At 72.1% G+C, this 22,912-nt stretch carries 25 protein-coding genes; 9 read left to right on the top strand and 16 right to left on the bottom strand.

Going from position 1 to position 22,912, the window contains the following annotated elements:
• Window positions 1–27: 27 nt before the first annotated feature.
• Window positions 28–912: an alpha/beta hydrolase family protein gene (locus AC07DU_RS21900; RefSeq protein ID WP_479113008.1), complete on the top strand. Its 885-nt coding sequence runs from the start codon at window positions 28–30 to the stop codon at window positions 910–912.
• A gap of 49 nt (window positions 913–961) precedes the next feature.
• Here the strand turns inward: AC07DU_RS21900 and AC07DU_RS21895 are convergent, their stop codons facing one another.
• The 4 genes from AC07DU_RS21895 to AC07DU_RS21880 form a co-directional block, all read right to left on the bottom strand.
• Window positions 962–1,915 (bottom strand): MASE1 domain-containing protein, encoded by a 954-nt coding sequence (locus tag AC07DU_RS21895; RefSeq protein WP_453374704.1) that lies wholly within the window; start codon window positions 1,913–1,915, stop codon window positions 962–964.
• Window positions 1,916–1,959: 44 nt separating this feature from the next.
• The gene (locus AC07DU_RS21890) at window positions 1,960–2,862 is read right to left on the bottom strand and encodes a PP2C family protein-serine/threonine phosphatase (RefSeq protein ID WP_479113006.1); all 903 of its coding nucleotides are present in this window, start codon (window positions 2,860–2,862) and stop codon (window positions 1,960–1,962) included.
• A gap of 130 nt (window positions 2,863–2,992) precedes the next feature.
• On the bottom strand, window positions 2,993–3,481 hold the full coding sequence (locus AC07DU_RS21885) for a carboxymuconolactone decarboxylase family protein (RefSeq protein ID WP_360902456.1): 489 nt from the start codon (window positions 3,479–3,481) through the stop codon (window positions 2,993–2,995).
• 186 nt (window positions 3,482–3,667) lie between these two features.
• On the bottom strand, window positions 3,668–4,951 hold the full coding sequence (locus AC07DU_RS21880) for an adenylosuccinate synthase (protein ID WP_360900559.1): 1,284 nt from the start codon (window positions 4,949–4,951) through the stop codon (window positions 3,668–3,670).
• Between the two features lie 184 nt (window positions 4,952–5,135).
• Between AC07DU_RS21880 and AC07DU_RS21875 the strand changes: the two genes are divergently transcribed.
• Window positions 5,136–5,969 (top strand): diacylglycerol kinase family protein, encoded by an 834-nt coding sequence (locus AC07DU_RS21875; RefSeq protein ID WP_479113017.1) that lies wholly within the window; start codon window positions 5,136–5,138, stop codon window positions 5,967–5,969.
• Between the two features lie 95 nt (window positions 5,970–6,064).
• Here AC07DU_RS21875 and AC07DU_RS21870 read toward each other — a convergent pair whose 3' ends face one another.
• From AC07DU_RS21870 to AC07DU_RS21840, 7 genes are all read right to left on the bottom strand, one after another.
• A complete protein-coding gene (locus AC07DU_RS21870; RefSeq protein ID WP_479113004.1) occupies window positions 6,065–7,273 on the bottom strand; it encodes a cytochrome P450 in 1,209 nt (402 codons plus the stop codon).
• Window positions 7,274–7,332: 59 nt separating this feature from the next.
• Window positions 7,333–7,992: a response regulator transcription factor gene (locus tag AC07DU_RS21865; RefSeq protein ID WP_360900565.1), complete on the bottom strand. Its 660-nt coding sequence runs from the start codon at window positions 7,990–7,992 to the stop codon at window positions 7,333–7,335.
• A complete protein-coding gene (locus AC07DU_RS21860; protein ID WP_479113002.1) occupies window positions 7,989–9,338 on the bottom strand; it encodes a sensor histidine kinase in 1,350 nt (449 codons plus the stop codon). The genes AC07DU_RS21865 and AC07DU_RS21860 overlap by 4 nt, the downstream gene beginning before the upstream one ends.
• Window positions 9,339–9,427: 89 nt before the next feature.
• On the bottom strand, window positions 9,428–10,099 hold the full coding sequence (locus AC07DU_RS21855) for a response regulator transcription factor (protein WP_360900571.1): 672 nt from the start codon (window positions 10,097–10,099) through the stop codon (window positions 9,428–9,430).
• Window positions 10,096–11,457, bottom strand: a complete 1,362-nt coding sequence (locus AC07DU_RS21850) for a sensor histidine kinase (protein ID WP_479113000.1) — start codon at window positions 11,455–11,457, stop codon at window positions 10,096–10,098. Before AC07DU_RS21850 ends, AC07DU_RS21855 begins: the two co-directional genes overlap by 4 nt.
• A complete protein-coding gene (locus AC07DU_RS21845) occupies window positions 11,450–12,643 on the bottom strand; it encodes an acyltransferase family protein (protein WP_453375069.1) in 1,194 nt (397 codons plus the stop codon). Before AC07DU_RS21845 ends, AC07DU_RS21850 begins: the two co-directional genes overlap by 8 nt.
• Window positions 12,636–13,700 carry an alpha/beta hydrolase gene (locus tag AC07DU_RS21840; protein WP_479112998.1) on the bottom strand — a complete coding sequence of 355 codons (1,065 nt, stop codon included), beginning with the start codon at window positions 13,698–13,700 and terminating at the stop codon, window positions 12,636–12,638. Before AC07DU_RS21840 ends, AC07DU_RS21845 begins: the two co-directional genes overlap by 8 nt.
• Before the next feature lie 169 nt (window positions 13,701–13,869).
• Between AC07DU_RS21840 and AC07DU_RS21835 the strand changes: the two genes are divergently transcribed.
• Window positions 13,870–14,349 (top strand): HIT family protein, encoded by a 480-nt coding sequence (locus AC07DU_RS21835; protein WP_479112996.1) that lies wholly within the window; start codon window positions 13,870–13,872, stop codon window positions 14,347–14,349.
• 59 nt (window positions 14,350–14,408) lie between these two features.
• Here the strand turns inward: AC07DU_RS21835 and AC07DU_RS21830 are convergent, their stop codons facing one another.
• The 4 genes from AC07DU_RS21830 to AC07DU_RS21815 form a co-directional block, all read right to left on the bottom strand.
• Window positions 14,409–15,038: a LysE family translocator gene (locus tag AC07DU_RS21830; RefSeq protein WP_479113015.1), complete on the bottom strand. Its 630-nt coding sequence runs from the start codon at window positions 15,036–15,038 to the stop codon at window positions 14,409–14,411.
• 17 nt (window positions 15,039–15,055) lie between these two features.
• On the bottom strand, window positions 15,056–15,445 hold the full coding sequence (locus tag AC07DU_RS21825; RefSeq protein ID WP_360900585.1) for a nuclear transport factor 2 family protein: 390 nt from the start codon (window positions 15,443–15,445) through the stop codon (window positions 15,056–15,058).
• Between the two features lie 354 nt (window positions 15,446–15,799).
• On the bottom strand, window positions 15,800–16,309 hold the full coding sequence (locus tag AC07DU_RS21820; protein ID WP_479112994.1) for a MarR family winged helix-turn-helix transcriptional regulator: 510 nt from the start codon (window positions 16,307–16,309) through the stop codon (window positions 15,800–15,802).
• Window positions 16,302–16,931, bottom strand: a complete 630-nt coding sequence (locus AC07DU_RS21815; RefSeq protein ID WP_479112992.1) for a DJ-1/PfpI family protein — start codon at window positions 16,929–16,931, stop codon at window positions 16,302–16,304. Before AC07DU_RS21815 ends, AC07DU_RS21820 begins: the two co-directional genes overlap by 8 nt.
• Before the next feature lie 185 nt (window positions 16,932–17,116).
• Here AC07DU_RS21815 and AC07DU_RS21810 point away from each other — a divergent pair, with 185 nt between their 5' ends.
• The 3 genes from AC07DU_RS21810 (at window position 17,117) to AC07DU_RS21800 (ending at window position 20,073) form a co-directional block, all read left to right on the top strand.
• Complete coding sequence (locus AC07DU_RS21810; protein WP_479112990.1) at window positions 17,117–18,478, top strand: aminotransferase class III-fold pyridoxal phosphate-dependent enzyme; 1,362 nt, start codon at window positions 17,117–17,119, stop codon at window positions 18,476–18,478.
• 179 nt (window positions 18,479–18,657) lie between these two features.
• Complete coding sequence (locus AC07DU_RS21805; RefSeq protein WP_479036197.1) at window positions 18,658–19,323, top strand: GntR family transcriptional regulator; 666 nt, start codon at window positions 18,658–18,660, stop codon at window positions 19,321–19,323.
• Between the two features lie 99 nt (window positions 19,324–19,422).
• A complete protein-coding gene (locus AC07DU_RS21800) occupies window positions 19,423–20,073 on the top strand; it encodes a hypothetical protein (protein ID WP_453375077.1) in 651 nt (216 codons plus the stop codon).
• A gap of 169 nt (window positions 20,074–20,242) precedes the next feature.
• Here the strand turns inward: AC07DU_RS21800 and AC07DU_RS21795 are convergent, their stop codons facing one another.
• A complete protein-coding gene (locus AC07DU_RS21795) occupies window positions 20,243–20,989 on the bottom strand; it encodes an SLATT domain-containing protein (RefSeq protein ID WP_360900603.1) in 747 nt (248 codons plus the stop codon).
• A gap of 254 nt (window positions 20,990–21,243) precedes the next feature.
• On the opposite strand from AC07DU_RS21795, the gene AC07DU_RS21790 reads away from it, so the two are divergent.
• The 3 genes from AC07DU_RS21790 (at window position 21,244) to AC07DU_RS21780 (ending at window position 22,899) form a co-directional block, all read left to right on the top strand.
• Window positions 21,244–21,588 (top strand): YbaB/EbfC family nucleoid-associated protein, encoded by a 345-nt coding sequence (locus AC07DU_RS21790; RefSeq protein ID WP_360900606.1) that lies wholly within the window; start codon window positions 21,244–21,246, stop codon window positions 21,586–21,588.
• Between the two features lie 71 nt (window positions 21,589–21,659).
• The gene (recR, locus tag AC07DU_RS21785) at window positions 21,660–22,259 is read left to right on the top strand and encodes a recombination mediator RecR (protein ID WP_073917308.1); all 600 of its coding nucleotides are present in this window, start codon (window positions 21,660–21,662) and stop codon (window positions 22,257–22,259) included.
• The gene (locus tag AC07DU_RS21780; RefSeq protein WP_479036192.1) at window positions 22,252–22,899 is read left to right on the top strand and encodes a DUF5063 domain-containing protein; all 648 of its coding nucleotides are present in this window, start codon (window positions 22,252–22,254) and stop codon (window positions 22,897–22,899) included. The genes recR and AC07DU_RS21780 overlap by 8 nt, the downstream gene beginning before the upstream one ends.
• Window positions 22,900–22,912: the final 13 nt, after the last annotated feature.

Genomic DNA, 22,912 nt, shown 5'->3' with positions numbered 1-22,912 from the left:
CCCACGCGTTACCGAGAGGTTGAGCCGATGACGGACCCCGCCGCAGTGGAACGGGACGCCGCCGAGGCCGCCTCGGCCTTCTCCCATCCGTCCGTGGCGCCGGATGCGGCCGCCGCGTACGGGGAACACCCCGACCAGGTCGTCGAGTTCTACGCCCCGCGCGGCGCGGCCCGCGGTCCGGCCCCGCTCGTGGTGGTCCTGCACGGCGGTGCGTGGCGTGCCCCGTACGACCGTCAGCACGTCACCCCCTTCGCGGACTTCCTGGCCCGCCAGGGTTTCGCCGTGGCGAACGTCGAGTACCGGCGCGGGAGTCCGGTGCCGCCCCAGGGCGCGGGCGGTCCGGTCGCCGGGCGCTGGCCGGAGACCTTCGACGACGTGGCCGCCGCGATGGACGCCCTGCCGGCGCTGGTCTCCGGCGCGCTGCCGCAGGCCGACGTCCGCCGCGTGGTGATCACCGGCCACTCGGCGGGCGGACACCTGGCCCTGTGGGCCGCCGGCCGGCACGTGCTCCCGTACGACGCCCCGGCCGGGTGGCGGTTGCCCGCACCGCCGCTGCTGCGCGGCGTGGTGGCGCTGGCCCCGATCGCCGACTTCACGGTGGCGCAGGAGCTGGGTGTGTGCGGTGGCGCGAGCGGGCAACTGCTGGGCGGCGAGGAGTTCTTCGCGGGCCGCCTCCCGTACGCGGACCCGGCGGCGCTGCTGCCGACGGGCATCGCGACGACCGTGGTGCACGGGCGGGAGGACATCGTGGTGCCGCAGGAGGTGGCGGAGTCGTACGTCGCCGCCGCCGCCAAGGCGGGCGAGACGGTCGGCCTGACCCTGCTGTCGGGGGTCGGCCACTTCCCGCTGATCGACCCGGCGGCGGACGCGTGCGCGGTGGTGTCGGAGGAGATCGCGCAACTGGCCTGGTAGCGGCGAGACCGGGACCCCGCCAAAGGCGCGGTGTCGTCGGGGCGCGGTCTCACCGGTCCCGTTTGTCGGGGGCGAGGTGGTCCACCAGTTCGGCCAGGTCCTCGCAGACCTGCTCGATCCTGAGCCGGATGTTGTTCTGCTCGGTGACGAGCGCCGACAGCAGCAGCCCGGTCAGGGCCGCCGCTCCGTTGAGCGCCTGGAGGTTGACCATCACCTCCAGGAGGCTGTGGTCGGCGAACGGTCCGGTGTGGTCGGTCGCCGCCGAGATCGCCAGGACGGACACGAGCAGGGCGCAGGGCGCGCTGCCGGCGTGCTGGAAGCGCACGGCCGCCCAGATCAGCAGCGGGAAGACGAGGAAGAGCACCGACAGGGAGCTCCGGGTCGCCACGAGGGTGACGACGACGGACGCGACCACCAGGGCGGCCGCCTCGGCACCCCGGTAGCCGTCCCGGGGCATCCGGGCCCTGCGCAGGACGAGCAGCAGCGGGGTCAGGACGAGGACGCCCATGGCGTCGCCCGCCCACCAGGCCGACCACACCGGCCAGAACCGGCTCCACGGCAGGTCCCCGGTCAGTACGAGGGTCGACGTGCCGGCCGTGGCGCTGATCAGCATCGGCAGCAGGCCCCCCAGGAAGACCAGCGCCAGTGCGTCCCGCAGCCGGTCCACCTCGACGCGGAAGCCCGCCCGGCGGAGCATCAGGTACGCGCACACCGGCGCGAGGGTGTTCCCCGCGATGATGCCGAGGCCTGACGCGCTGAACTCACTGATCCGCTCGATGGCGAGGTACGTGCCGAGGGCGATCCCCGGCCAGATCCGCAGGCCCAGCCAGAGCAGGGAGGCGAGGGCGATGCCGGTGGGCAGCCACAGGGGCGTGACCTCCGCCCCGTCGACGACCACGCGCTGGCGCAGGCCGAGCCGCCCGGTCGCGTAGTAGGCGAGGGCGACGGCGAGGATCAGAAGAACAACCGGGGGGAGACGTCGCCATGGCTCGGTGCGCACCACAGCATCAGACAACAGCGCCGGGTCCGGGCGGGGAGTGACACGCGCTACGGGGCTTCGGGTCCGGCTCCGGCGCCTGCGCTGGGTCCGGCTCCGGACGCGGCTTCTGTTTCTGCTTCGGCTTCGGGTGCCGGCTCGATCGCGTCGTGGCTGAGGACGAGCACCGCGGCGTCGTCTGCATGGCCGGTGGAGTCGGCCACCTTCATCACCTCCGCGGCGAGCTCGTCGGGATCGGTGCCCGCCGCCTCCCTGACGACGCGGACCACGCGCTCCAGTCCCACCTCGATCGGGAACCTCGGTCCCTCGACCACGCCGTCGGTGAGCAGGACGATCGACCCGGCCGTCGTCAGCCGCCGCCGGGTCACCGCGTACCCCGACCCGGGCAGCAGGTTCAGCGGCAGCCCGCCGTCGTCCTCCACCACGCCGTACCGGCCGTCGACCGTGGCCCAGACCGCCGGCACGTGGCCGGCCCGGGCGCTCTCCAGCTCGCCGGTGTCCGGGTCGAAGCGCAGCAGGCTGCAGGTCGCGAAGAGCTCGCGGTCCATCGAGAGCAGCACCTCGTTGGCCCGGCTCAGCACCTCGCCCGGATCCACGACCACCGCGGCCACGGCGCGCAGGCAGATCCGGACCTGCCCCATGAAGGCGGCCGCGTCGACGTCGTGCCCCTGGACGTCTCCGATGCAGAAGGCGAGGGCGCCTTCGGGCAGCTGGAAGCCGTCGTACCAGTCACCGCCGATGTCCAGGCCGTGCCGGGCGGGCGAGTACCGGGCGGCGGTGCGCAGTCCCGGGGCGACGGGCAGCGAGGCCGGCAGCATCTCGCGCTGCAGGGCCTCGGCCAGTTCCACCCGGGCCTGCTGGAGCTCCACGCCCTGTCGCGCCTGGGCGGTCAGGCGCCCGAGCGTGGTCAGCAGGTCGGCGCTGGCGACCCGCGGGGTACGGCGCGGCGTCACGGAACGCTCCGAAGTGCATCCATCCGCCCGTCCGTCCCTGGTTCCACTGCCCGAAAGGACCGTGCCCATCATATTTCCGGCCCCCCGGAACCCGCCCCCCGAGGGCCGCCCGGGGCCTCGTACGGGCTGGTCAGTCCCACTGCTCCTGGGAGAGCGAGGTGACCGGCTGGGGCTTGCCGATGACCGCCAGGGCGATGAAGAAGTTGATCTGGCCGATCGCGATGGTCAGCGTGGCCAGCGCCTTCTCGTCGTAGTGCTCGGCCACCTCGGCGTACAGCGCGTCGCTGACGCGCTCCTGGCCGGGGGGAGCGGGCTGGAGGGTGGCCTCGACCAGGGCGAGGGCGGCGCGCTCGGCGGCGGTGAAGTAGGGGGCGTCCTGCCAGGAGGAGACGGCGGTGATGCGCTCCTCGGACACCCCGGCCTTGCGCAGGAAGCCGGTGTTCAGAATGGTCAGGTAGGTGTTGCCGACGATCTGCCCGGCGCGCAGGTGGACGAGGCTCATCGTGGTGCGCGGCACCGAGTGGTTTCCGGTCGCCCGGAAGAGGGCGGCGCTGATGTCGTTCAGCTCGGGGACGAATTCGGCCGGGTTGGGCATCCGCGAGATCGAGGTGTTCGTCATGGCTGCGTGCTCTCCTTCAGTGCTGTGGTCTTCACAGCACTGACGGATGCCGGCGCACGAGTGTGACCGGGATCGGGAAATTTCTTTTGCGCGGGCTGTCGCGGGACGCCGAAGGGGCGGCGGGCGCCGGTGCGCCTGCCGCCCCTTCGGGGGAACCGCCCAGAGGACCTAGAGGACCTAGAGGACCTAGAGGAACGAGTTGATCTCGATCGTCTCGGTGCGGCCGGGGCCGACGCCGATCGCGGAGATCGGGGCGCCCGACATCTCCTCCAGGGCCTTGACGTACGCCTGGGCGTTCGCCGGCAGGTCCTCGAAGGTCTTGGCCTTGGTGATGTCCTCCGACCAGCCGGGGAGGTATTCGTAGATCGGCTTCGCGTGGTGGAAGTCGGTCTGCGAGTACGGGAGCTCCTCGACGCGCTTGCCGTCGATCTCGTACGCGACGCACACCGGGATCTGCTCCCAGCCGGTCAGCACGTCCAGCTTGGTGAGGAAGAAGTCGGTGAGGCCGTTCACGCGGGTGGCGTAGCGTGCGATCGGCGCGTCGAACCAGCCGCAGCGACGGTCACGGCCGGTGGTGACACCGCGCTCGCCGCCGATGCGGCGCAGGTCCTCGCCGTCCTTGTCGAACAGCTCGGTCGGGAACGGGCCGGCGCCGACGCGGGTCGTGTAGGCCTTCAGGATGCCGATGACGCGGCTGATCTTCGTCGGGCCGACACCCGTACCGGTGCAGGCGCCACCGGCGGTCGGGTTCGACGAGGTGACGAAGGGGTAGGTGCCGTGGTCGACGTCGAGCAGGGTGCCCTGGCCGCCCTCGAAGAGCACGACCTTGTCCTCGTCCAGCGCGTTGTTGAGGATGAGGGTGGTGTCGGCGACGAACGGCTTGATCTGCTCCGCGTACTGGAGCATCTCCTCGACGATCGCGGCGGCGTCGATCGCGCGGCGGTTGTACAGCTTCGCGAGGAGCTGGTTCTTGCCCTCCAGCGCCGCTTCGACCTTCTGGGTGAGGATCGACTCGTCGTAGAGGTCCTGGACGCGGATACCGATGCGGTTGATCTTGTCCGCGTACGTCGGGCCGATGCCGCGACCGGTCGTACCGATCTTGCGCTTGCCGAGGAAGCGCTCGCCGACCTTGTCGAGGGTGACGTTGTACGGCGTGATCAGGTGCGCGTTGCCGCTGATGAGCAGCTTGGAGGTGTCGATGCCGCGCTCGTTGAGGCCGCGCAGCTCGGAGAGCAGGACGGCCGGGTCGACGACGACGCCGTTACCGATGACCGGGGTGCATCCGGGGGAGAGGATGCCGGAAGGGAGAAGGTGCAGCGCGTACTTCTGGTCGCCTACGACGACCGTGTGGCCGGCGTTGTTGCCACCCTGGTAGCGCACTACATAGTCGACGGATCCACCGAGCAGGTCGGTGGCCTTTCCCTTGCCCTCGTCACCCCACTGAGCTCCGAGCAGCACAAGAGCGGGCACAGGCGTACACCTCTTCCGGATGGGGCATGTCCAAGGTCAGGGGGCGTACGACGATGTACACCGCAGGCTGAGCCGTCGGACCGGTACCCCGGAATAGACGAAGGCCCTGGCGCAATAGCGCAAGGGCCTCTTGCACAAAGATGCTACCCGAGGAAGGACCGAGGTGTCGGCTCCAGAGCCCACCATGAGCCATGCGGGCGCGCCGGTAGGCGGCCTGCTCGTGCTCGTCGACCCGGTCGCCCGCCGTCTTGACGGCGAGTCCGTGCGGATCGCGAAGGATGTCTTGTCAGCAGGCGCGGCGGCGAAAATCTGCCTGCCGGACTCACCGGAGGAATTTGCGCGGGCTCTGGCCCGCAGGGGTCATCGCCAGCCGGTGATCGTGGGCGACGACCGGGCCCTGGTGCGTGCCGTGGGGCTGCTGCACCGCGAGCGGGGGCTGGGGGAGGGCGCCCTCGCGCTGGTTCCCGTGGGTCCCCTGGGGTCCCTGGGGCTGGCGAGGTCCCTCGGCGTGCCGCTGTCCGCCGTTTCCGCGGCCCGGGCGGTGCTCGACGGGTCGGTACGGATGTGTGACCTGCTGGTCGACGACAGTGACGGGGTGGTGCTGGGCGGGCTGCGGATCCCGCCGGCGCGGCGGGTGCCGCGGCCGGCCGGGCCGTCGGTGTGGAGTGCGTACCGCTCGCTGGTGCGGACGCTCGTCCGCCCGGCGGCGGTGGCGGCCGGCGGCGCGGCCGCGGGCCGCTACCGGCTGCGGGTGGAGGCGGACGGAGTACTGCTGGCGGATGTGGACCAGCCGGTGGAGGACCTCTCGGTGCGCACGCGGGACGACGGTGGCCTGGCGGAGGTCGTGGTCCGCACGGGTGGCGGCTTCGCCGACTCGACGGTGACGGCCCGCGCGAAGACGGTGACGGTGTCGGGCGCGGACTTCCGCTACCGAGCCGACGCGGCGATGACCGGCCCGGTCCGCCGCCGCACCTGGACCCTGCGCCCGGGGGCATGGGCGCTGACGCTGCCCCGCTGAGGGGAGGGGCTGTGCCCCTGCGGGGCGGGCCAGGCCTGCCCGGGGGCCCGCCGGGCCGGCGGGCCCGCCCCGGCCTGCCGTAACTGCCCCAACGGTCAGAATTCCACGACGAGTTGCTCCAGTCCCCGGATGACGTACCCGTCGCGCCACCGCGGCTCCTCGACGAGCCGCACCGGCGGGACCCCGTCCGCCAGCAGCGCGCCGAACGAGGCCTCCAACTCCCGTCGTGCCAGCGGCGCGCCGAGGCAGTAGTGGATCCCGGCGCCGAAGCTCAGGTGCGGATTGTCGGCCCGTCCGAGGTCCAGCGCGTCCGGCTCGTGGAAACGCGCGGGATCCCGGTTCGCGGACCCGAAGAGCAGCGCGACCTCGGCTCCGCGGGGGATGGCGGTGTCCCCGATCAGGATGTCGTCGAGCACCCAGCGCTCGAACATCTGGAGCGGTGTGTCGAACCGCATGAGTTCATCCACAGCTGTGGACAACTTTTCGGGATCGTGGCGCTCGCGGAGCGCGGCGAGCTGTCCGGGATTTCGGAACAGTGCCCACCAACCGTTCACGGTGGTGTTGACGGTGGCCTCGTGCCCTGCGTTCAGCAGGAGCACACAGGTGGAGATCATCTCCTGCTCGCTGAGCCGGCCCTCCTCATCGTGGGCGGCGATCAGGCCGGAGATCAAATCCTCGCCGGGGCGCGTGCGCCGCTCGGAGATCAGCCCTCGCAGGTACGCGCTGAACTCGACGCTGGCCCGCACCGCGCGGCGGGCGGTCTCCTCGTCGGGCCGGAGCTCGAACATCCCGCAGATGTCCGCCGACCAGGGCCGCAGCAGCCCCCGGTCGGCATCGGGCACGCCCAGCAGCTCCGCGATCACCGCCACCGGCAGCGGCTCGGCGACGGTGGTGAGCAGATCCCCGCCCCCGTCCGCGAGCAGCTGCCCCACCAGCTCCCCCGCCATCCGGCGCACGGCGGGCACGAGCCGCTCCACCGTCCGCGGGGTGAAGGCCTTCGCCACCAGCCTGCGCACCCGCGCGTGCGCGGGATCCTCCAGATCCAGCAGACCGTTGCCGTTGAGCACGTGGAAGGGCTCGTGCTCGGCCGGCGGCGCCTCGCGCCCGAACTCCTCGTGCGAGAAACGGTGGAGGTAGGTCCGCCCCAGCCGCCGGTCCCGCAGCAGCGCGCTCACATCGGCGTAATGCGGCACCAGCCACTGCCCGGTGGCCTCCCACCAGACGGCCCGCCCCTGCTCGCGCAGCTCCCGGTACGCCGGGTACGGATCGGCGACGAACGCGGCATCCCACGGATCAAAGCCCATCCCCGCAGCCTAGGCCCTGGCGTAGGGGGCGTCGGTTGATCACGCGGCCTGCCGCCTCGCTAAGCCGGCGTCACCAGCCTTGTCTCGTAGGCGAACACGGCCGCCTGGGTGCGGTCGCGCAGGCCCAGCTTGACCAGGATCCGGCTCACGTGGGTCTTGATGGTGGACTCCGCGACGATCAGCCGGTCGGCTATCTCCGCGTTGGACAACCCCTGCGCGATCAGCACGAGCACCTCCGTTTCCCGCTCCGTCAGCTCCCCGACCCCGTCCGGGTCCGCGAGCTTGCGGGACTGGGAGATCTTCGAGAACTCCACGATCAGCCGCTTGGTCACGGACGGAGCCAGCAGGGCCTCTCCCGAGGCCACCACCCTCACCCCGTCCGCCAGCTGACGGGCCGACGCGTCCTTGAGCAGGAAGCCGGAGGCCCCGGCCCGCAGCGCCTGGTACACGTACTCGTCGAGGTCGAAGGTCGTCAGGACCAGCACCTTCGCGTCCGTGTCGGCCGCCATGATCTCCCGTGTCGCCTCCAGCCCGTTCATCTCAGGCATCCGGATGTCCATCAGCACCACATCCGGCCGCAACGCCGCCACCTGCGCGATGGCCTCACGGCCGTCGACGGCCTCGCCCACCACCTCGATGCCTTCCATGGCGTTCAGCAGGACGGAGAAGCCCTCGCGGACCATCATCTGGTCGTCGACGATCAGCACCCTGATCGTCATACCGCCCCCTCCGCCGGCTCCGGCAGGACCTCCGCACGGTTGCGCACCGGTATGAACACCGCCACCTCGTACCCGCCCGCCTCCGTCCTGCCGGCCGTCATCTCCCCCTCCAGCATGGCCACCCGCTCCCGCATCCCCGTGATCCCGTGTCCGGCCCCCGGCGAAGGCCGCGCGTCCCCGGTCGCCGCCTCATTGACGACCCGTATCCCCAGCCCGCCCAGCACATACGCGATCTCCACCCGGGCCGCCGCGCCCGGCGCGTGCCGCAGCGTGTTGCTCAGGGCCTCCTGGATGATGCGGTACGCCGACAGCTCCACGCCCTGCGGCAGCTCCCGCACCGCGCCCGTGACCGATTTCTCCACGCTCAGCCCGGTCTCCCGGACGTTGGCCAGCAGCCCGTCCAGCGAGGCCAGCGTCGGCTGCGGCGCGTCCGGCGCCTCGTAGTCCGCGGAGCGCACCACACCCAGCACCCGCCGCAGCTCCGTCAGGGCCGCCACCGCGTTCTCCCGGATGGTGACGAAAGCCGCCTCCAGCTCCGGCGGCGGGTTCTTCACCCGGTACGGCGCGGCCTCCGCCTGGATCGCCACCACCGACATGTGGTGGGCCACCACATCGTGCAGCTCCCGCGCGATCGTCGTCCGCTCCTCCAGCAGGGTGCGCTTGTCCCGCTCCACCGCAGTGACCTCCTGCTGCGCGCTCACCTCCGCCTTCGCGTGGCGCCGTATCTGGACACTGCTGGCGATCGCCAGGGCGAAGGCCGAGGTGAGGGCCATCTCGGGCAGATTCCTCCCGGCCCCGTACGCGTACCCGTTCCTGAACACCACCGAGACGGCGAAGCCGAGCCCGAGGGTGAGCGTCCACATCCAGGCCGCCACGCGGGGGCCGGTCCGCAGGGTGACGAGGACCATGACGGCGATGTACGCGAGGAAGCTGCCCGGGGTCCACGGCCAGCTCGACTCGCTGCCGAGAGCGGCGAACAGCACCGTCATCGCGACGGCCGCCCACCACGCGGCGATCGGTCGCACCAGCGTCATCAGGACCGGGGCCGCCGATATCATCCCGATGAGCAACTCCCCCGTGTCCCCGAGGTAGCTCGACTGCGAGCCCGCCGTGAACACCATGACGAAGAGGGCCAGCGCCGCCACCGCCGCATACCGCGTCCAGGGGAAGTGACGGCGTATCGCCTCGGGAAGGCGTCGCATGAACCACCCGGGCGTCTCCCGCAGGGGCAGCGGCCGGTAGGCGAAGGCGTCGGTGACGAGGTCCTGGCGCAGGGTCTCGATCACCCCCGATGCCAGTCGGAACTCAGGCGTCCGGGCGGTCCCCCCGGTGGTCGTTTCGGTCATACACACCACCGTAGGTCTGTACCGCCCTCGTCCGCGTCGCCGCTGATGGGGATTTCGCGGAGTCCCTCTCAAGTACTACACGGGTCAGGTCAGTAGCCCGTCGGGCGGACCAGACCCGTCTCGTACGCGAAGACGGCCGCTTGCGTGCGGTCCCGCAGACCCAGCTTCACCAGGATCCGGCCCACATGCGTCTTCACCGTCTGCTCCGCCACGGTCAGGTGCGCCGCGATCTCCGCATTCGACAGGCCCTGGGCGACGAGCGAGAGCACCTCGGTCTCGCGCTCGGTCAGCGCGTCGATCCGGGCCCGCGAAGGCGCGCGCGGCGCCCCCAGCCGGGAGAACTCCGTGATCAGCCGCTTCGTGATGTTCGGCGAGAGCAGCGCCTCCCCAGCGGCCACCACGCGCACCGCCTCGGCGAGCTGATCGGCCGACGCGTCCTTGAGTAGGAAGCCGGAGGCCCCGGCCCGCAGCGCCTCGTACACGTACTCGTCGAGATCGAAGGTGGTCAGCACCAGAACCTTCACCGTGGCGCCGGGAGCGCCGGTGATGACGGACGTGGCCTCGATCCCGCCCACCCCCGGCATACGGATGTCCATCAGGACCACGTCCGGCGCCAGCTCCGCGACCTTGCTCACCGCGTCCGCCCCGTCCACGGCCTGGCCCACGACCTCGATGTCGGGCTGGGCGTTGAGAAGCACGGTGAAGCCCTGCCGGACCATCATCTGGTCGTCGGCGATCATCACCTTGATCGGGGTGCTCATGGGGCCTTCTTCGTCTCGTGGTCGGCCTCGGGGCCGTCGGGCAGGTTCTGCGGATCCATCGGGAGCACGGCCCCCACCTCGTACCCGCCGTCGGGGCGCGGGCCGGCCACCAGCTCGCCCCCCAGCATGCCCGCCCGCTCCCGCATCCCGAGCAGCCCGTGCCCCGCTCCGTGCGAGGGCGGGGCGGGCCGGGTCGGCGCGGTGTTGGCGATGCACAGGTGCACGTCGCGCGGCCCGTACGCGACGCCGACCTCCACGCGCGAACCCGGGGCATGGCGCAGGCAGTTGCTCAGGGCCTCCTGCACGATCCGGTACGCGGTGAGTTCCACGCCCGGAGTCAGCGGCCGGCGGGTGCCCGCGATCTCGACGGTGACGTCGAGCCCAGCCCCCCGCACGTTGTCCACGAGGCCCTCCAACTCGGCCAGGGTGGGCTGCGGATGCCGCGGGGCCGCCGGATCGTCCGGATGCTCGGAGCGCAGCACGCCCAGCACCCGCCGCAGCTCCGTCAGGGCCTCCAGCGCGTTTCCCCGGATGCCCGCCAGATTCTCCATGAGCTCCTCGGACGGGTTCTCCACGAGGTGCGGGGCGACCTGGGCCTGGATGGAGATCACCGACATGTGGTGCGCGACGACGTCGTGCAGTTCGCGGGCGATCCGGCTGCGCTCCTCCAGCAGGGTGCGGCGGGCCCGCTCCGCCTCGGTGAGCGTTTCCTGCTCGACCAGCTCGCCGCGGGCCAGCCGCAGGGCGCGCAGCGCGTACCCGAGGAGACCCACGAATCCGAAGAGGAGGGTGGCCGCCAGGGCGCTGCTCGTGTGGTGGTCGGGCCGGAAGGACAACTCGGCCAGCCCGGTGTAGGCGACCGAGATGCCGACGACCCAGATCGTCGTCCGGGCCGGTACCCGCAGGGCGACCAGCAACAGCAGCGGGGCGAACGCGAACATCCCGCCGGGCGTCCAGGGCCAGGTCTGGCCCTGTCCCACGTGACCGTAGAGCGCCCAGGCCATCAGGGCCGCCGTGATCAGGCCGAGCCACCACGCGGCGATCGGGCGGGACATCGCGAGGAGTATGGATACGCCGGTCAGGATGGCGAGCGCCACGGGAGGGCCGCCGGGGACGTGGTAGTGGTCCTGGAGCTGCTCGGTGGTGAGGAAGCCGAAGAACGCGGCCGCATAGACGACCAACGCATGCGGCAGCCGGGCCAGCCACCGGGGCCGGGACATCCTCGGCAGGGGATCGCGCCGCATGGTGAACAGCTCACGGGCCAGCGGCGGGGCCGGGGCGGGGCCCTTGCCGGAACCGGCGGGCGAGGGCTCGGCCGAGGACGCGGGCTGCTCGTCCACACCCGTCGGCCTAGACATGGACGCTTTCCTTGACGGGGGCCAGGGGAGCACGACCGCCGGGGGCGGTGGTGGCCGGCTGCCGGGTGCGCTTGGGCTGCTCGTACGAACGGAAGGCCGACCAGCACAGGGCCAGCGCGGCGGCGAACACCGGCAGCCACAGCAGCCGGGCCGGTATCCAGCCCACCGAGTCGGGCACGGTGTGCAGTCCCGGCAGGTCGGTCGAGACCAGCAGGCCGAGGGCGGTGACCGCCATCATGGCGGTCTGGTGCCACAGGAAGATCGTCATGGCGGAGAGGTTTACCAGAGCCACCTTCGCCCAGGCTGAGGGCCGCCGCATGGCCCGGGCCAGCGGTTCGCGCACCAGGAGGGCCAGACCGCACTGGGCCAGCCCGAACGACACCGCGGCGAGCGTCGGCGGATTCAGATTCGACAGCGCGGAACCGGGGACACCCACCATGGACGCCGGGTATCCGCCCCACAGGACCAGGGCGATGGTGGACGCGGTCCCCGCACCGAGGAGGAACAGGGGCCGCTTGGGCCCGGCGAAGGCCCCGCGGGACCAGGCGGCGCCCAAGGTGAAGGGGACGAGCCAGCCGGCGGCCACATTGACCCAGCCGCTCGACTCGGGCCCCGCGAGCGCGAAGCGCCACACGTCGACGCCTGCCACCACGGCCAGCGGCCACACCGGATGGAGCCGGGCCACGAGCGGGGTCGCGGCGGTCAGCGCGGCGAACACCAGCAGGAACCAGAGCGGCGACATCACCAGCCTGACCAGCGTCCGGACGGTGTCCAGCTCCGCGCCGCCGATCAGCATCCCGCCCGCCACGACCGACCAGAGGGTGAGCACCGCGGCGACCGGACGGAACAGCCGGCCCAGCCGCTGGCCGACCCAGGCACCGTACGAGACGCCTCGCTCGCGCGCCGCCGCATACCCGCGGGCGGCGACGTGACCACCGACGAGGAAGAACACCGCCAGCGTCTGGAACACCCAGGACACCGGTGCCAGCCAGGACATGTGCGCCAGCGGGCTGGTGGTGTGCAGGCCGCCGTCGGTGGCGGTCAGGGCGGTGACCAGCCAGTGGCCGAGCACCACACCGAGGATCGCGAAGGCCCGCAGCGCGTCCACGGTGCGGTCACGGTTGGCCGGGGTGGCCCGGTCGATACCCGCCGCCAGGACGGCCCAGCGGGCGCGGAGCTCATGCATGGGTGGCCTCCGGGTCGGGGGTGGTGCCGAGGACGATGGCGGCCAGGCTGTCGAGGGACTCGGTGCCCGGCTTGAGGTAGTCGCTGTGCCCGGCGGCGCCGGCCGCGAAAGGCCGTGCCCCGAAGGCCGGGTCGACGGGGTCGGCGCCGAAGCCGATCGCCCCGAGCCGGACGTGCGGGACGCCGGCTATCCAGTCGTCGGCGCCCCGCCCGGCCCAGACCCGGGCGCCGGTCGGCAGCTCCCGCACGGAACCCGCCCCCGTACCCGGGCTCCCGAACAGCGCGATGTCACCTACCGCGGGCCCGGTCGTGGTCCGGGCGCAGACCACCGAACCGTAGGAGTGGCAGAGGAGGGAGAGACGGGCGCCCGGCCCCGCCATCGCCCCCAGCTGGTCGAGAAAGGGCGCCAGTTCGGCGGCTGCTTCGTCGGCGCGGTCGGCGGTCAGGACGGTCGTGCTGACCGTGCCGGGGGTGTCATAGCCGAGCCAGGCCACCACCGCGGAACGCGGATGCTCGGCCTGGAGGCGCTGCTGGAGGGCGACGGCTCCGGCACGGAACCTCTCATAGGTGTCGAGGGTCGTGTCCGATCCGGGTACCAGGACGGTGACCCGGTCGGCGGTCTCCAGCTCGCCGAACACCTCGACGGCCCGGCCCTTGCCCCGGCCGTCGAAGGTGAGGAACTGGGCCGCTCCGGCAGCCTCCATGGTGCGGAGCTTGGAGGCCCGGCCCGTCCGGTCGGCGTCCTGGGCCATACGCGCCGCCTCGGCGAGACTGGCGCGGTTGGCCGCGTACCGGGTGTGCGGGGCGGCGTCCGCGGCGAACGCCGCCGGCGCGGGAGCGGGGACGTCGGGGGAGGCGGCGGCCGATATGGGGAACACCACCGCTCCGGCGATCAGGGAGGCCAATGCGGTGCGGCGCAGGCGGCCGTGGGCGCGGGCGGGGCGTGCGGTCCCGGTGCGGAGCGCCGTGGTGGCGGGCGCCACCGCCCTGTTGCCCGCCGTGCCGGTCGTACCCGCCGTGCCGGTCGTACCCGTCGTACCCGTCGTCCCCGTCGTCATGGTGCGTTCCCTCGGTCGTCCGGAAGGTCAGTCAGCCTTCTTTTCTGTTACCGAAGTTAGGAATTGCGGGCCCTGGTCGGCGTCACGCCATGGAGCCGTATTGGCAGGTAGCTCTCAGGTATGACGAGGGGTACGTGGGATGCGAGGGGTGGGGGGCTACGGTTCGGGGATGAGCGATGACGACTGGCGCCGCGACCGCATCGGCAGCGCGCGTCGTGGTGAGAACCCCACGGTCCTACGTCGCCTTGGTTCGGGCTTCGCGGTCATCGGGGACCGGCAATTCCTGCCCGGCTACTCGGTGTTGCTCGCCGACGACCCTGCCGTGACCCGGCTCTCGGACCTCCCCCGGGCGCGCAGAGCCGCGTACCTCGGCGACATGGAGCGGCTCGCCGAGGCCGTCGAACGGGCCTGCGCGCGCCTCGATCCGGCCTTCCGCCGGGTGAACATCGAGATCCTCGGCAACACCGAAACGTATCTCCACGCCCACGTCTGGCCCCGCTACGACTGGGAGCCGGCCGAGCGGGTCCGGCTGCCCGTGTGGTTGTACGGGGAGGAGTGCTGGCGCGGCGCGCGGCACGCGCTGGGACCTCGTCACGACACCCTGCGGACCGCCATCGGGGAGGAGCTGGACCGGCTCGGCGGGGCCTGAGGGGCGGCGCGTGCGCTGGTCAGGCCGTAGCGCTGTCGCGCCGTCACGCCGTCGCGCCGTTACGTCGTGGCCACGCGCACGCCGAAGCCGATCAGGACGACACCCGTCGTCCGGTCCAGTGCCCGCCGGACGCGGGGGCGCGCGAAGAAGCGCCGGGCGCGGGAGAGGACGTAGACGTAGGTGCCCAGCCAGAACAGGGTCAGCAGCACGTGGATCAGGACGAGCAGCGCCATGCCGGTCGCCGGCCGCAGGCCCGGCGGGGCGAGGGTGGGCAGCAGCCCGGTGTAGAAGACGGCGATCTTGGGGTTCAGCACGTTGGTGGCCAGACCGGTCCGCCAGGCGCCGCCACCGGGCGCCTCCGGCCGGTCTTCGGCCGGCCCCGCGCCAGGTCCCACTTCCGGCTCCGCGCCCGGGCCGCGCAGGCAGCGGATGCCGAGCCGGCACAGGTAGGCGGCGCCCGCGAGCTTCACCACCAGGTACATCTCGGCCGACGCGGCGAGCAGTGCCGCGAGCCCTGCCACGGTCAGGGCGCCCCAGACGAGCAGCCCGGCGGCGATCCCGGCGACCGTGCGCAGCCCGTCGCCGCGCCCGCGCGTGACCGCCTGCCTGGTGACGATGGCCATGTCGGGTCCGGGAACGACGGTGAGGAGCACCAGGATGCCGGTCGCGCCGAGCAGGGCGGGGAGCAGAGCGGTGAGCACGCGCGTCAGTCTGCCAGGAGGGGTTCGACGTAGCCCGACCGCCAGCGGGGGGCGGGGTCCTGGCCGGGGCTGGTCCAGTACTCCCTCGCTTCCACGATCTCCCCTTCCCGTACGGTCCACAGGGAGACGGCCCGGTAGACCACGTGGTCCTGAGGTATCTCCACCTCGGTGACTACGAGGTCCCCGTCGGCCAGGATGCGCAGCAGTTGTACGGATCTCTCGTCCGCGTAGCCGTCGTCGCTGTTCACGGCGATGAAGTTGGCGCGGCCGACGATGCGCTCACCGCTCACGGGCCATTCGATGACCGCGTCCTCCGCGATGAGCTGGGCGACGGCGGTCCAGTCGCGTGCCTCGATTCGCTCCCACAGTTGTGCCACTACCTTCGACGGCTCCATGTGCCGCAGTGTCCGGCAGGGCCGTTCCGCGCAACAAGCTTTGTTCGCAGGCTTATTGACTTCGACACAATCGGTCCCTCGCGGGCCGTGGGGAGGCGGGGCGCGGGCCGCTGGGGCTGGTGCGGCTGAAGGAACGGGGCTCCGCCCCGGACCCCGCGCCTCAAACGCCGGCGGGGCTGAAATTGGGCCGCGCGCCTTCCGGGCCGGCGCGGCTGAAGGATCGGGGCTCCGCCCCGGGCCCCGCGCCTCAAACGCCGGCGGGGCTGGAGATGCGGGCCCCGCGTCTCAAGCGCCGGCGGGGCTGGAAGGGCGGGGCTGGAGAGGGTGGGGGGCTGAGATGCGGGCCCCGGGCGATCAGCTGTCAGCGGGGGTTGAGTCGTCCTGGGTTGGTAGGGGTGGGAGGGACAGGGTGTCCAGGGCTCTGGACAGGCGTTCCAGGACGCGCACCGTTTCCGCGAAGGCGGGGTCGCCCAGTTCGGCCGCGAGGCGGGTGGCCAGGGAGGCGTGGCCCGGGGTGATGCGGGCCACCGCCGCGCGGCCCTCCTCCGTCGGCCGCAGCAGCTTCGCCCGGCGGTGGGCCGGGTTCGGGGCGTATTCGGCCAGGCCCTTCGCGACCAGCAGGTCCGCGATCCGCTGGACGCTCTGCCGGGTGATCCCCATGGCCCGGGCGATGCCCGCGACGGGCAGCGGCTCCCGCAGCACCGCGCCGAGCACCTGCCACCAGGCCGCCGTCAGCCCGGCCGGCCGGGCCAGCTCCTCCGAGACGGAGAGGAACTGGCCGTTCAGCCGGAACACCCCGAGCGCGGTGCGGCTCAGCAGGTCCTGCCGGGCCCGGGTGGATGCGGGCGGCTGCGCCTCAGGCATCGCCGGCCTCCGCCGCCGCCATCAGGACCGGGTACGCGCTCGCGTCCGAGTCGTGGAACAGCCGGTACCACGCGTCCACGACGTCCGCCTTGTAGACGCCCAGCCGGGTGAAGACCTCGCGGGCGAAGGCCACCGGTTCCGTCGGCCCTGCCGTGATGAGGTCGCCGTCGGTCACCGCGTCGGCCTCGACGTAGCTCTCGGCGCCTGCGTAGCCCGGTTGCGGGGTCAGGTAGAAGGAGGCCGCGCTGGTGTGGGCACGGCCGTTCAGCAGGCCTTCGCGGGCGAGGCCTGCGGTGGCCCCGCAGATGGCCGCGACCGGCACCCCGGCCTCCAGGAACTCCCTCGCCTTCGCCGCGAAGGGCGCCAGTTCCTCGCTCGTGTCCCACAGCGAGGCGCCGGTGAGGATCAGCAGCGACGAGTCCTGCGGCCGCAGGTCGGCCAGGGCCATGTCGGGCTGGATGCGGACGCCGCCCATGGTGGTGACGGGCTGCTCGGCGGCGAAGCCGACCGTGCGGACGACGTGGCCGCGCTGGGTGAGGTGGGCGGTGGTGTGGCCGGTCTCCCAGTCCGCGTACGTGTCGTAGACCGCGAGGTGGACGGGCTTGTGCGGGGTCTCGCTCATGGTGTTCGCCTCCAGCGTCGATCCGGCTCGGTGCGCCTCTCTATGACAAGAGACTGTCATTTCGACAGGATGCTGTCAATGGACCGAACGGTGTCCCGTGCGCCGACAGACTGCCGAGACCGGCCCCCCACCCCCATACAGTCCGCCGATATCCCTCCCCACCTGCGCACTTCTAGCGTGACGCCATGACCCCTCATGTCACCCCGCACACCCTTGCCGCAGTGAAGGACGCTGACCGCAAGCACGTCTTCCACTCCTGGTCCGCCCAAGCCCTGATCGACCCGCTCGCCGTCGCCGGAGCCGAGGGGTCCTACTTCTGGGACTACGAGGGCAACCGCTTCCTCGACTTCTCCTCCCAGCTGGTCAACACCAACATCGGTCACCAGCACCCGAAGGTCACCGCGGCAATCCAGGAGCAGGCCGCCCGGCTCTGCACCCTCGCCCCCGGCTTCGCCGTCGACGTCCGCTCCGAGGCCGCACGCCTCATCGCCGAGCGCACCCCCGGCGACCTCGACAAGATCTTCTTCACCAACGGCGGCGCCGAGGCCGTCGAGAACGCCGTCCGCATGGCCCGCCTGCACACCGGCCGCGCCAAGGTGCTCTCCACGTACCGCTCGTACCACGGCGCCACCGCGGCCGCAATCAACCTGACCGGTGACCCGCGCCGCTGGCCCTCCGACACGGCCGCCGCCGGGGTCGTGCACTTCTGGGGCCCGTACCTCTACCGCTCGGCCTTCCACGCCAGCACCGAGGCCGAGGAGTGCGCCCGCGCCCTCGCCCACCTCTCCGACACCATCGCCTTCGAGGGGCCGAAGACCATCGCGGCGATCATCCTGGAGAGCGTGCCCGGCACCGCCGGGATCATGACCCCGCCGCCCGGTTACCTCGCGGGCGTGCGCGAGCTCTGCGACCGCCACGGCATCGTCTTCATCCTGGACGAGGTCATGTCCGGCTTCGGCCGCACCGGCGCATGGTTCGCCGCCGACCACTGGGGCGTCACCCCCGACCTGATCACCTTCGCCAAGGGCGTCAACAGCGGCTACGTCCCGCTCGGCGGCGTCGCCATCTCCGCCGCCATCGCCGAGACCTTCGCCACGCGCCCCTACCCGGGCGGACTGACGTACTCCGGCCACCCCCTGGCCTGCGCCGCCGCCGTCGCGACGATCAACGCGATGGAAGAGGAGGGCGTCGTGCAGCACGCCGCCCACCTGGGCGAGAACGTGATCGGCCCGGCGCTCCGGGAGATCGCCGAGCGTCACCCGTCGGTCGGTGAGGTCCGCGGTCTGGGCGCGTTCTGGGCGCTGGAACTCGTACGGGACAAGGAGACGCGCGAGCCGCTCGTCCCGTACAACGCCTCGGGCGCCGACAACGCGCCCATGGCCGAATTCGCGGCAGCCTGCAAGGCCTCGGGTCTGTGGCCCTTCGTCAACATGAACCGCACCCACGTCGTCCCGCCGTGCACCATCTCGGAGGCGGAGGCGAAGGAGGGCTTGGCGCTGCTGGACGAGGCGCTGACGGTCGCGGACCGGCACACCACGGCCGGATAGGGCGGCCGGGCCGACTGGCCGGACGTCTACCGGCCGACCAGTCGGCTGGCCGAACAGTCGACCGACTGCCTGATAGGCATAACGGGGCGTACGTCCGCATAACGATCAGCTACCGCTCGGTTTCAGCCTCGCTGTCTGGCCTATGGTGTCCGGAGCTCTACGACAGGAGACGGACCCCTATGCCAGGCAGCGGCGCTGTCACCCGCAACACACTTCGCCAGCAGATCGCGGACGCGCTGCGGGACGAGGTGCTCGCGGGACGCCTGCCTCCGGGGACCGAGTTCACCGTCAAGCAGATCGCCGAGCAGTACGAGGTCTCCGCGACCCCCGTGCGCGAGGCGCTGGTGGACCTCTCCGCCCAAGGGCTGCTCGAACTGGTCCAGCACCGGGGCTTCCGGGTGCGGATCTTCACCGTGGACGACTTCCGGGGAATGATCGAGGCCCGGTCGCTCGTCGTGGACGGGATCTTCCGGCGCCTCGCCGCGCGCGGCACCACCCCCGGCTCCGGCGAGATGCTGGTGTCGGTGCGCCGCCGGGCGGAGGAGGCACGACGGGCCGCCCAGAGCGGTTCGCTCGAAGTGCTGATCGGCTACGACCTGCGCTTCTGGCGCGAGCTCAGCGGGCTCGTCGCCAACACCTACATCTCCGATTTCCTGCACCGCATCCGCGTCCAGTGCTGGGTCTTCGCCGTGCCCCACCTCCAGCGCGAGCCGCGGCTGCGGGCGGACCTGTGGGACGGGCACAGCGAGCTGGTGGACGCGGTGACGCTGGCGGACGCGGACGCGGTACGGCGCATCGTGGCGGGGTACAACCAGCACGCGCTGGAGTGGGCTGCGCGCATCTAGTGGGGAGCAGGCGGGCCCGAGGTTCTGCGCAGCTCTTCGCGGAGTGTGTTCGGAGCACTACGCTGGCTCGATCGGCGGCAACGACTGATCGGAGCCCGCGTGGCCTGTGACCTGTGGCTGGTCCCTCTTGTCGACGTGCTGTGCCACAGCCCCGACAACCCGTTCGCGGAGGAGATCGCCTCGTACGACAAGGCGCTGGGAGAGGCCGGACTGCCGTCCGTGCCGGTGTTCGCGTACATGCCGGGCCTGAGCGGGGACGTCGCCCCGGTCGCCGGCTTCGACTACGACGCCCTGCACTTCCTCAGGCGGGCGTACCTGCTCCAGGTCTGCGGGCTGCCGGTCACCCCGGTGGACGAGCTGGGCGGGGACTACGAGCAGCTGCTGGAGATGTTCGAACCCACGGCGCAGCAGTCGCACCTGGTGTGGCACTACGACCACGCGGGGGCGTACGTCCCGGTGGACTTCGCGGCTCCGCTGGCGAACGAGGAGCTGTTGGCCGGGGGCGGGCCGCTGGGGTCCGCGCAGGGGCTGCTGCGGGAGCTGGCCTTCGTGGGGCCGGCGATCGGGATAGACCCGGGGAATCCGCCGGCGGCGCCGGCGCCGCCGGGGCGGCCGACGTCGCTGGAGGAGCCGGCGGGGCCGATTCCCCATGACGACAGTCCGTTCGCGCGGGAGCGGCACGTGTGGCTGGGGCTGCATGCGGCGGCTACGCGGAGTCTGGGGCAGGGGTCGATGATCATCTTCAGCTGACGCCGGGGGGTCGGTGCGGTGGGGCCGGGGTGGGGGTGGGTGCGGGGGTGCCGCTGCGCGGAGCTTCTCCCCGCCCCGCCCTTTCTCCGTTTCCCGGGCTCTGCCCGGACCCGCGCCTCAAACGCCGGCGGGGCTGAAAGTGCGCCTCAAACGGCTGGAGGTGCAGGGGTCAGCGGGGTTGTTCCGGGGGGCGTTGGCGGGGCATGTTCGGGCGGGTGCCCGGGGGGAGGGGGAAGCGGGCCGGGGGGAGGTTCGCGTCCGGACGGGCGCCGTTGGCGCCCAGCGACTGCATGACCAGCGGCGCGGGGCCCGAGCTGAACTCCACCATCCACTCCGCGGTCTCGGACCGTACGAGCTCCGTCACGTCCTCCGAGAAGCGCCGCAGCACGGTGAGGCAGCGCTCCGCCGCCTCGCTCGCCGTGCCCTCCGTCGGGCCGAGCACCTCCCGTACGTTCTCCGTCGCCCAGTCGAACTGGAGCGTCTGGAGGCGGCGCTGCACCGCCTGCGCGGTGGCCACGTCCCGCATCCAGCCCGAGGTGAGCCCGAAGAACCGGTCGCACGCCAGGCAGGCCGCGGCCAGCAGGAGGGACAGGTAGCCGTACGTGGTGGCGCCCGGCGCCGAGCCCGTCAGTTCCAGCAGCGGCATCGCGGCGCCCACGACCGCACCCGCGGCCGCGCCGACGCGCAGGACGCGCGCGCCCCGGCGCTTCCAGGCCCGGTCGGACAGGTACCACTCGGCGGTGCGCAGCGCGTCGGCCTCGACCCGCCGGTAGAGCTCGTCGAGCCGCTCGGCGGGCTCGCCCCAGTCCCCGAGAGGGAACGGCCGGCCGGTCAGATCGCCCGCCGCCATCGGTCCGCCGCCTTCCTCCCGGGGATCCCGGGGTGGCCCCTCGGGCTGCATCTCCGGCTGGCTCACCCGGCACTCCCTCTGCCTGCGCTGACGTGTGGTGGTGCGCGTGTGCGCAATGATGCGCAGGTTCTTCCTACCTTCGAATGACGCGCGATGGGCGACGATTCCCGGGTTTTCCGCCCGCAAGGAGGTCTCCATCAGGTACGCGCACGCCCTGTCTCTCACTCGAAAGAGTTGGTCCTCTCGGCGTAGGGCGCGGCGCCCGGGGAGCACGTAGGCTCAGATTGACCAAGCGTCCCGACAGTATGGAGTGAGTCCCCGTGATTCCCGGTGGTGGCCAGCCCAACATGCAGCAGCTGCTCCAGCAGGCACAGAAGATGCAGCAGGATCTCGCGGCTGCCCAGGAGGAGCTCGGGCGGACCGAGGTCGAGGGCCAGGCCGGCGGCGGTCTGGTCAAGGCGACCGTGACCGGCTCCGGTGAGCTGCGCGCCCTGGTGATCGACCCGAAGGCCGTGGACCCGGCCGACACGGAGACGCTCGCCGATCTGGTGGTCGCGGCGGTCCAGGCCGCCAATGAGAACGCCCAGGCCCTCCAGCAGCAGAAGCTGGGGCCGCTGGCCCAGGGGCTGGGCGGCGGCAGCGGTATCCCCGGCCTTCCGTTCTAGTCCCAGCCGTACCCCCACCCGCACCCGCACCGCACCCGCACCGCGAACGAAGAACGAAAGAAGGCAGTCCGTTGTACGAAGGCGTGGTTCAGGACCTGATCGACGAACTGGGCAGGCTGCCCGGCGTCGGGCCCAAGAGCGCGCAGCGGATCGCCTTCCACATCCTGCAGGCCGAGCCCACCGACGTCCGCCGCCTCGCGCACGCGCTGCTGGAGGTCAAGGACAAGGTCCGGTTCTGCGCGGTGTGCGGGAACGTGGCGCAGGAGGAGCGGTGCGGCATCTGCCGCGATCCGCGCCGTGACACCACGGTGATCTGTGTCGTCGAGGAGCCCAAGGACGTCGTCGCCATCGAGCGGACCCGCGAGTTCCGGGGCAAGTACCACGTCCTCGGCGGGGCCATCAGCCCGATCGAGGGCGTCGGCCCGGACGACCTGCGGATCCGCGAGCTGCTGACGCGCCTGGCGGACGGCGAGGTGACCGAGCTGATCCTCGCCACCGACCCGAACCTGGAGGGGGAGGCCACCGCCACCTACCTCGCCCGCATGATCAAGCCCATGGGCCTGAAGGTCACCCGCCTGGCCAGCGGGCTCCCCGTCGGGGGAGATCTGGAGTACGCGGACGAGGTCACGCTCGGGCGGGCCTTTGAAGGAAGGCGACTTCTCGATGTCTGACGCAACGCTGCACGCCCTGGGCCAGGATCCGGACGACTTCGCCGTCCAGATCGCAGACCAGATCGAGTCCTTCATCGTCGCGGTCACCGAGGTGGCCAAGGGCGAGGACCCGGACAGCGCAGTGCCCTTCCTCCTCCTGGAGGTGTCCCAGCTGCTGCTGGCGGGCGGCCGGCTGGGCGCGTACCAGGACGTGCTGCCCGACGAGCGCTACGAGCCCGACCTCGGCCCGGAACCGGACGTGGACGAGCTGCGCGAGCGGTTCGCGTACATGCTGGAGCCGGTCGACGTGTACTCGGAGGTCTTCGACCCCTACGAACCGCGCAAGACCCCGGTCGCGCACCGGATCTCCGACGACGTGGCCGACGTGGTGGCGGACCTGCGGCACGGGCTGGCGCACTACCGGGCGGGCCGGACCACCGAGGCGCTGTGGTGGTGGCAGTTCTCGTACTTCACCAACTGGGGTCCGACGGCCTCGGCGACCCTGCGGGCCCTGCAGTCGCTGGTGGCCCACGTACGTCTGGACCAGCCGCTGGCGGCCCTGGACGGGCTGGACACGGACGAGGACCTGGCCGAGGACGACCTCGCGGAGCAGGCCGGACAGGTGATGGCCGAGGAGCTCGGCGGCTACGGCCACACGTGACGGTCCGTGACGC

This window comes from Streptomyces sp. NPDC045695 (assembly GCF_056432025.1).
The sequence above is the reverse complement of the archived record's forward strand: the minus strand, read 5'-3'. Positions and strand labels throughout refer to the sequence as shown.

Excerpts from the sequence above, each read along its gene's own strand:
- AC07DU_RS21900 (WP_479113008.1), top strand. The coding sequence starts at position 28 with ATGACGGACCCCGCCGCAGTGGAACGGGACGCCGCCGAGGCCGCCTCG.
- AC07DU_RS21885 (WP_360902456.1), bottom strand. The coding sequence starts at position 3,481 with ATGACGAACACCTCGATCTCGCGGATGCCCAACCCGGCCGAATTCGTC.
- AC07DU_RS21875 (WP_479113017.1), top strand. The coding sequence starts at position 5,136 with ATGAGCCATGCGGGCGCGCCGGTAGGCGGCCTGCTCGTGCTCGTCGAC.
- AC07DU_RS21870 (WP_479113004.1), bottom strand. The coding sequence starts at position 7,273 with ATGGGCTTTGATCCGTGGGATGCCGCGTTCGTCGCCGATCCGTACCCG.
- AC07DU_RS21865 (WP_360900565.1), bottom strand. The coding sequence starts at position 7,992 with ATGACGATCAGGGTGCTGATCGTCGACGACCAGATGATGGTCCGCGAG.
- AC07DU_RS21860 (WP_479113002.1), bottom strand. The coding sequence starts at position 9,338 with ATGACCGAAACGACCACCGGGGGGACCGCCCGGACGCCTGAGTTCCGA.
- AC07DU_RS21855 (WP_360900571.1), bottom strand. The coding sequence starts at position 10,099 with ATGAGCACCCCGATCAAGGTGATGATCGCCGACGACCAGATGATGGTC.
- AC07DU_RS21850 (WP_479113000.1), bottom strand. The coding sequence starts at position 11,457 with ATGTCTAGGCCGACGGGTGTGGACGAGCAGCCCGCGTCCTCGGCCGAG.
- AC07DU_RS21845 (WP_453375069.1), bottom strand. The coding sequence starts at position 12,643 with ATGCATGAGCTCCGCGCCCGCTGGGCCGTCCTGGCGGCGGGTATCGAC.
- AC07DU_RS21840 (WP_479112998.1), bottom strand. The coding sequence starts at position 13,700 with ATGACGACGGGGACGACGGGTACGACGGGTACGACCGGCACGGCGGGT.
- AC07DU_RS21835 (WP_479112996.1), top strand. The coding sequence starts at position 13,870 with ATGAGCGATGACGACTGGCGCCGCGACCGCATCGGCAGCGCGCGTCGT.
- AC07DU_RS21825 (WP_360900585.1), bottom strand. The coding sequence starts at position 15,445 with ATGGAGCCGTCGAAGGTAGTGGCACAACTGTGGGAGCGAATCGAGGCA.
- AC07DU_RS21820 (WP_479112994.1), bottom strand. The coding sequence starts at position 16,309 with ATGCCTGAGGCGCAGCCGCCCGCATCCACCCGGGCCCGGCAGGACCTG.
- AC07DU_RS21815 (WP_479112992.1), bottom strand. The coding sequence starts at position 16,931 with ATGAGCGAGACCCCGCACAAGCCCGTCCACCTCGCGGTCTACGACACG.
- AC07DU_RS21810 (WP_479112990.1), top strand. The coding sequence starts at position 17,117 with ATGACCCCTCATGTCACCCCGCACACCCTTGCCGCAGTGAAGGACGCT.
- AC07DU_RS21805 (WP_479036197.1), top strand. The coding sequence starts at position 18,658 with ATGCCAGGCAGCGGCGCTGTCACCCGCAACACACTTCGCCAGCAGATC.
- AC07DU_RS21780 (WP_479036192.1), top strand. The coding sequence starts at position 22,252 with ATGTCTGACGCAACGCTGCACGCCCTGGGCCAGGATCCGGACGACTTC.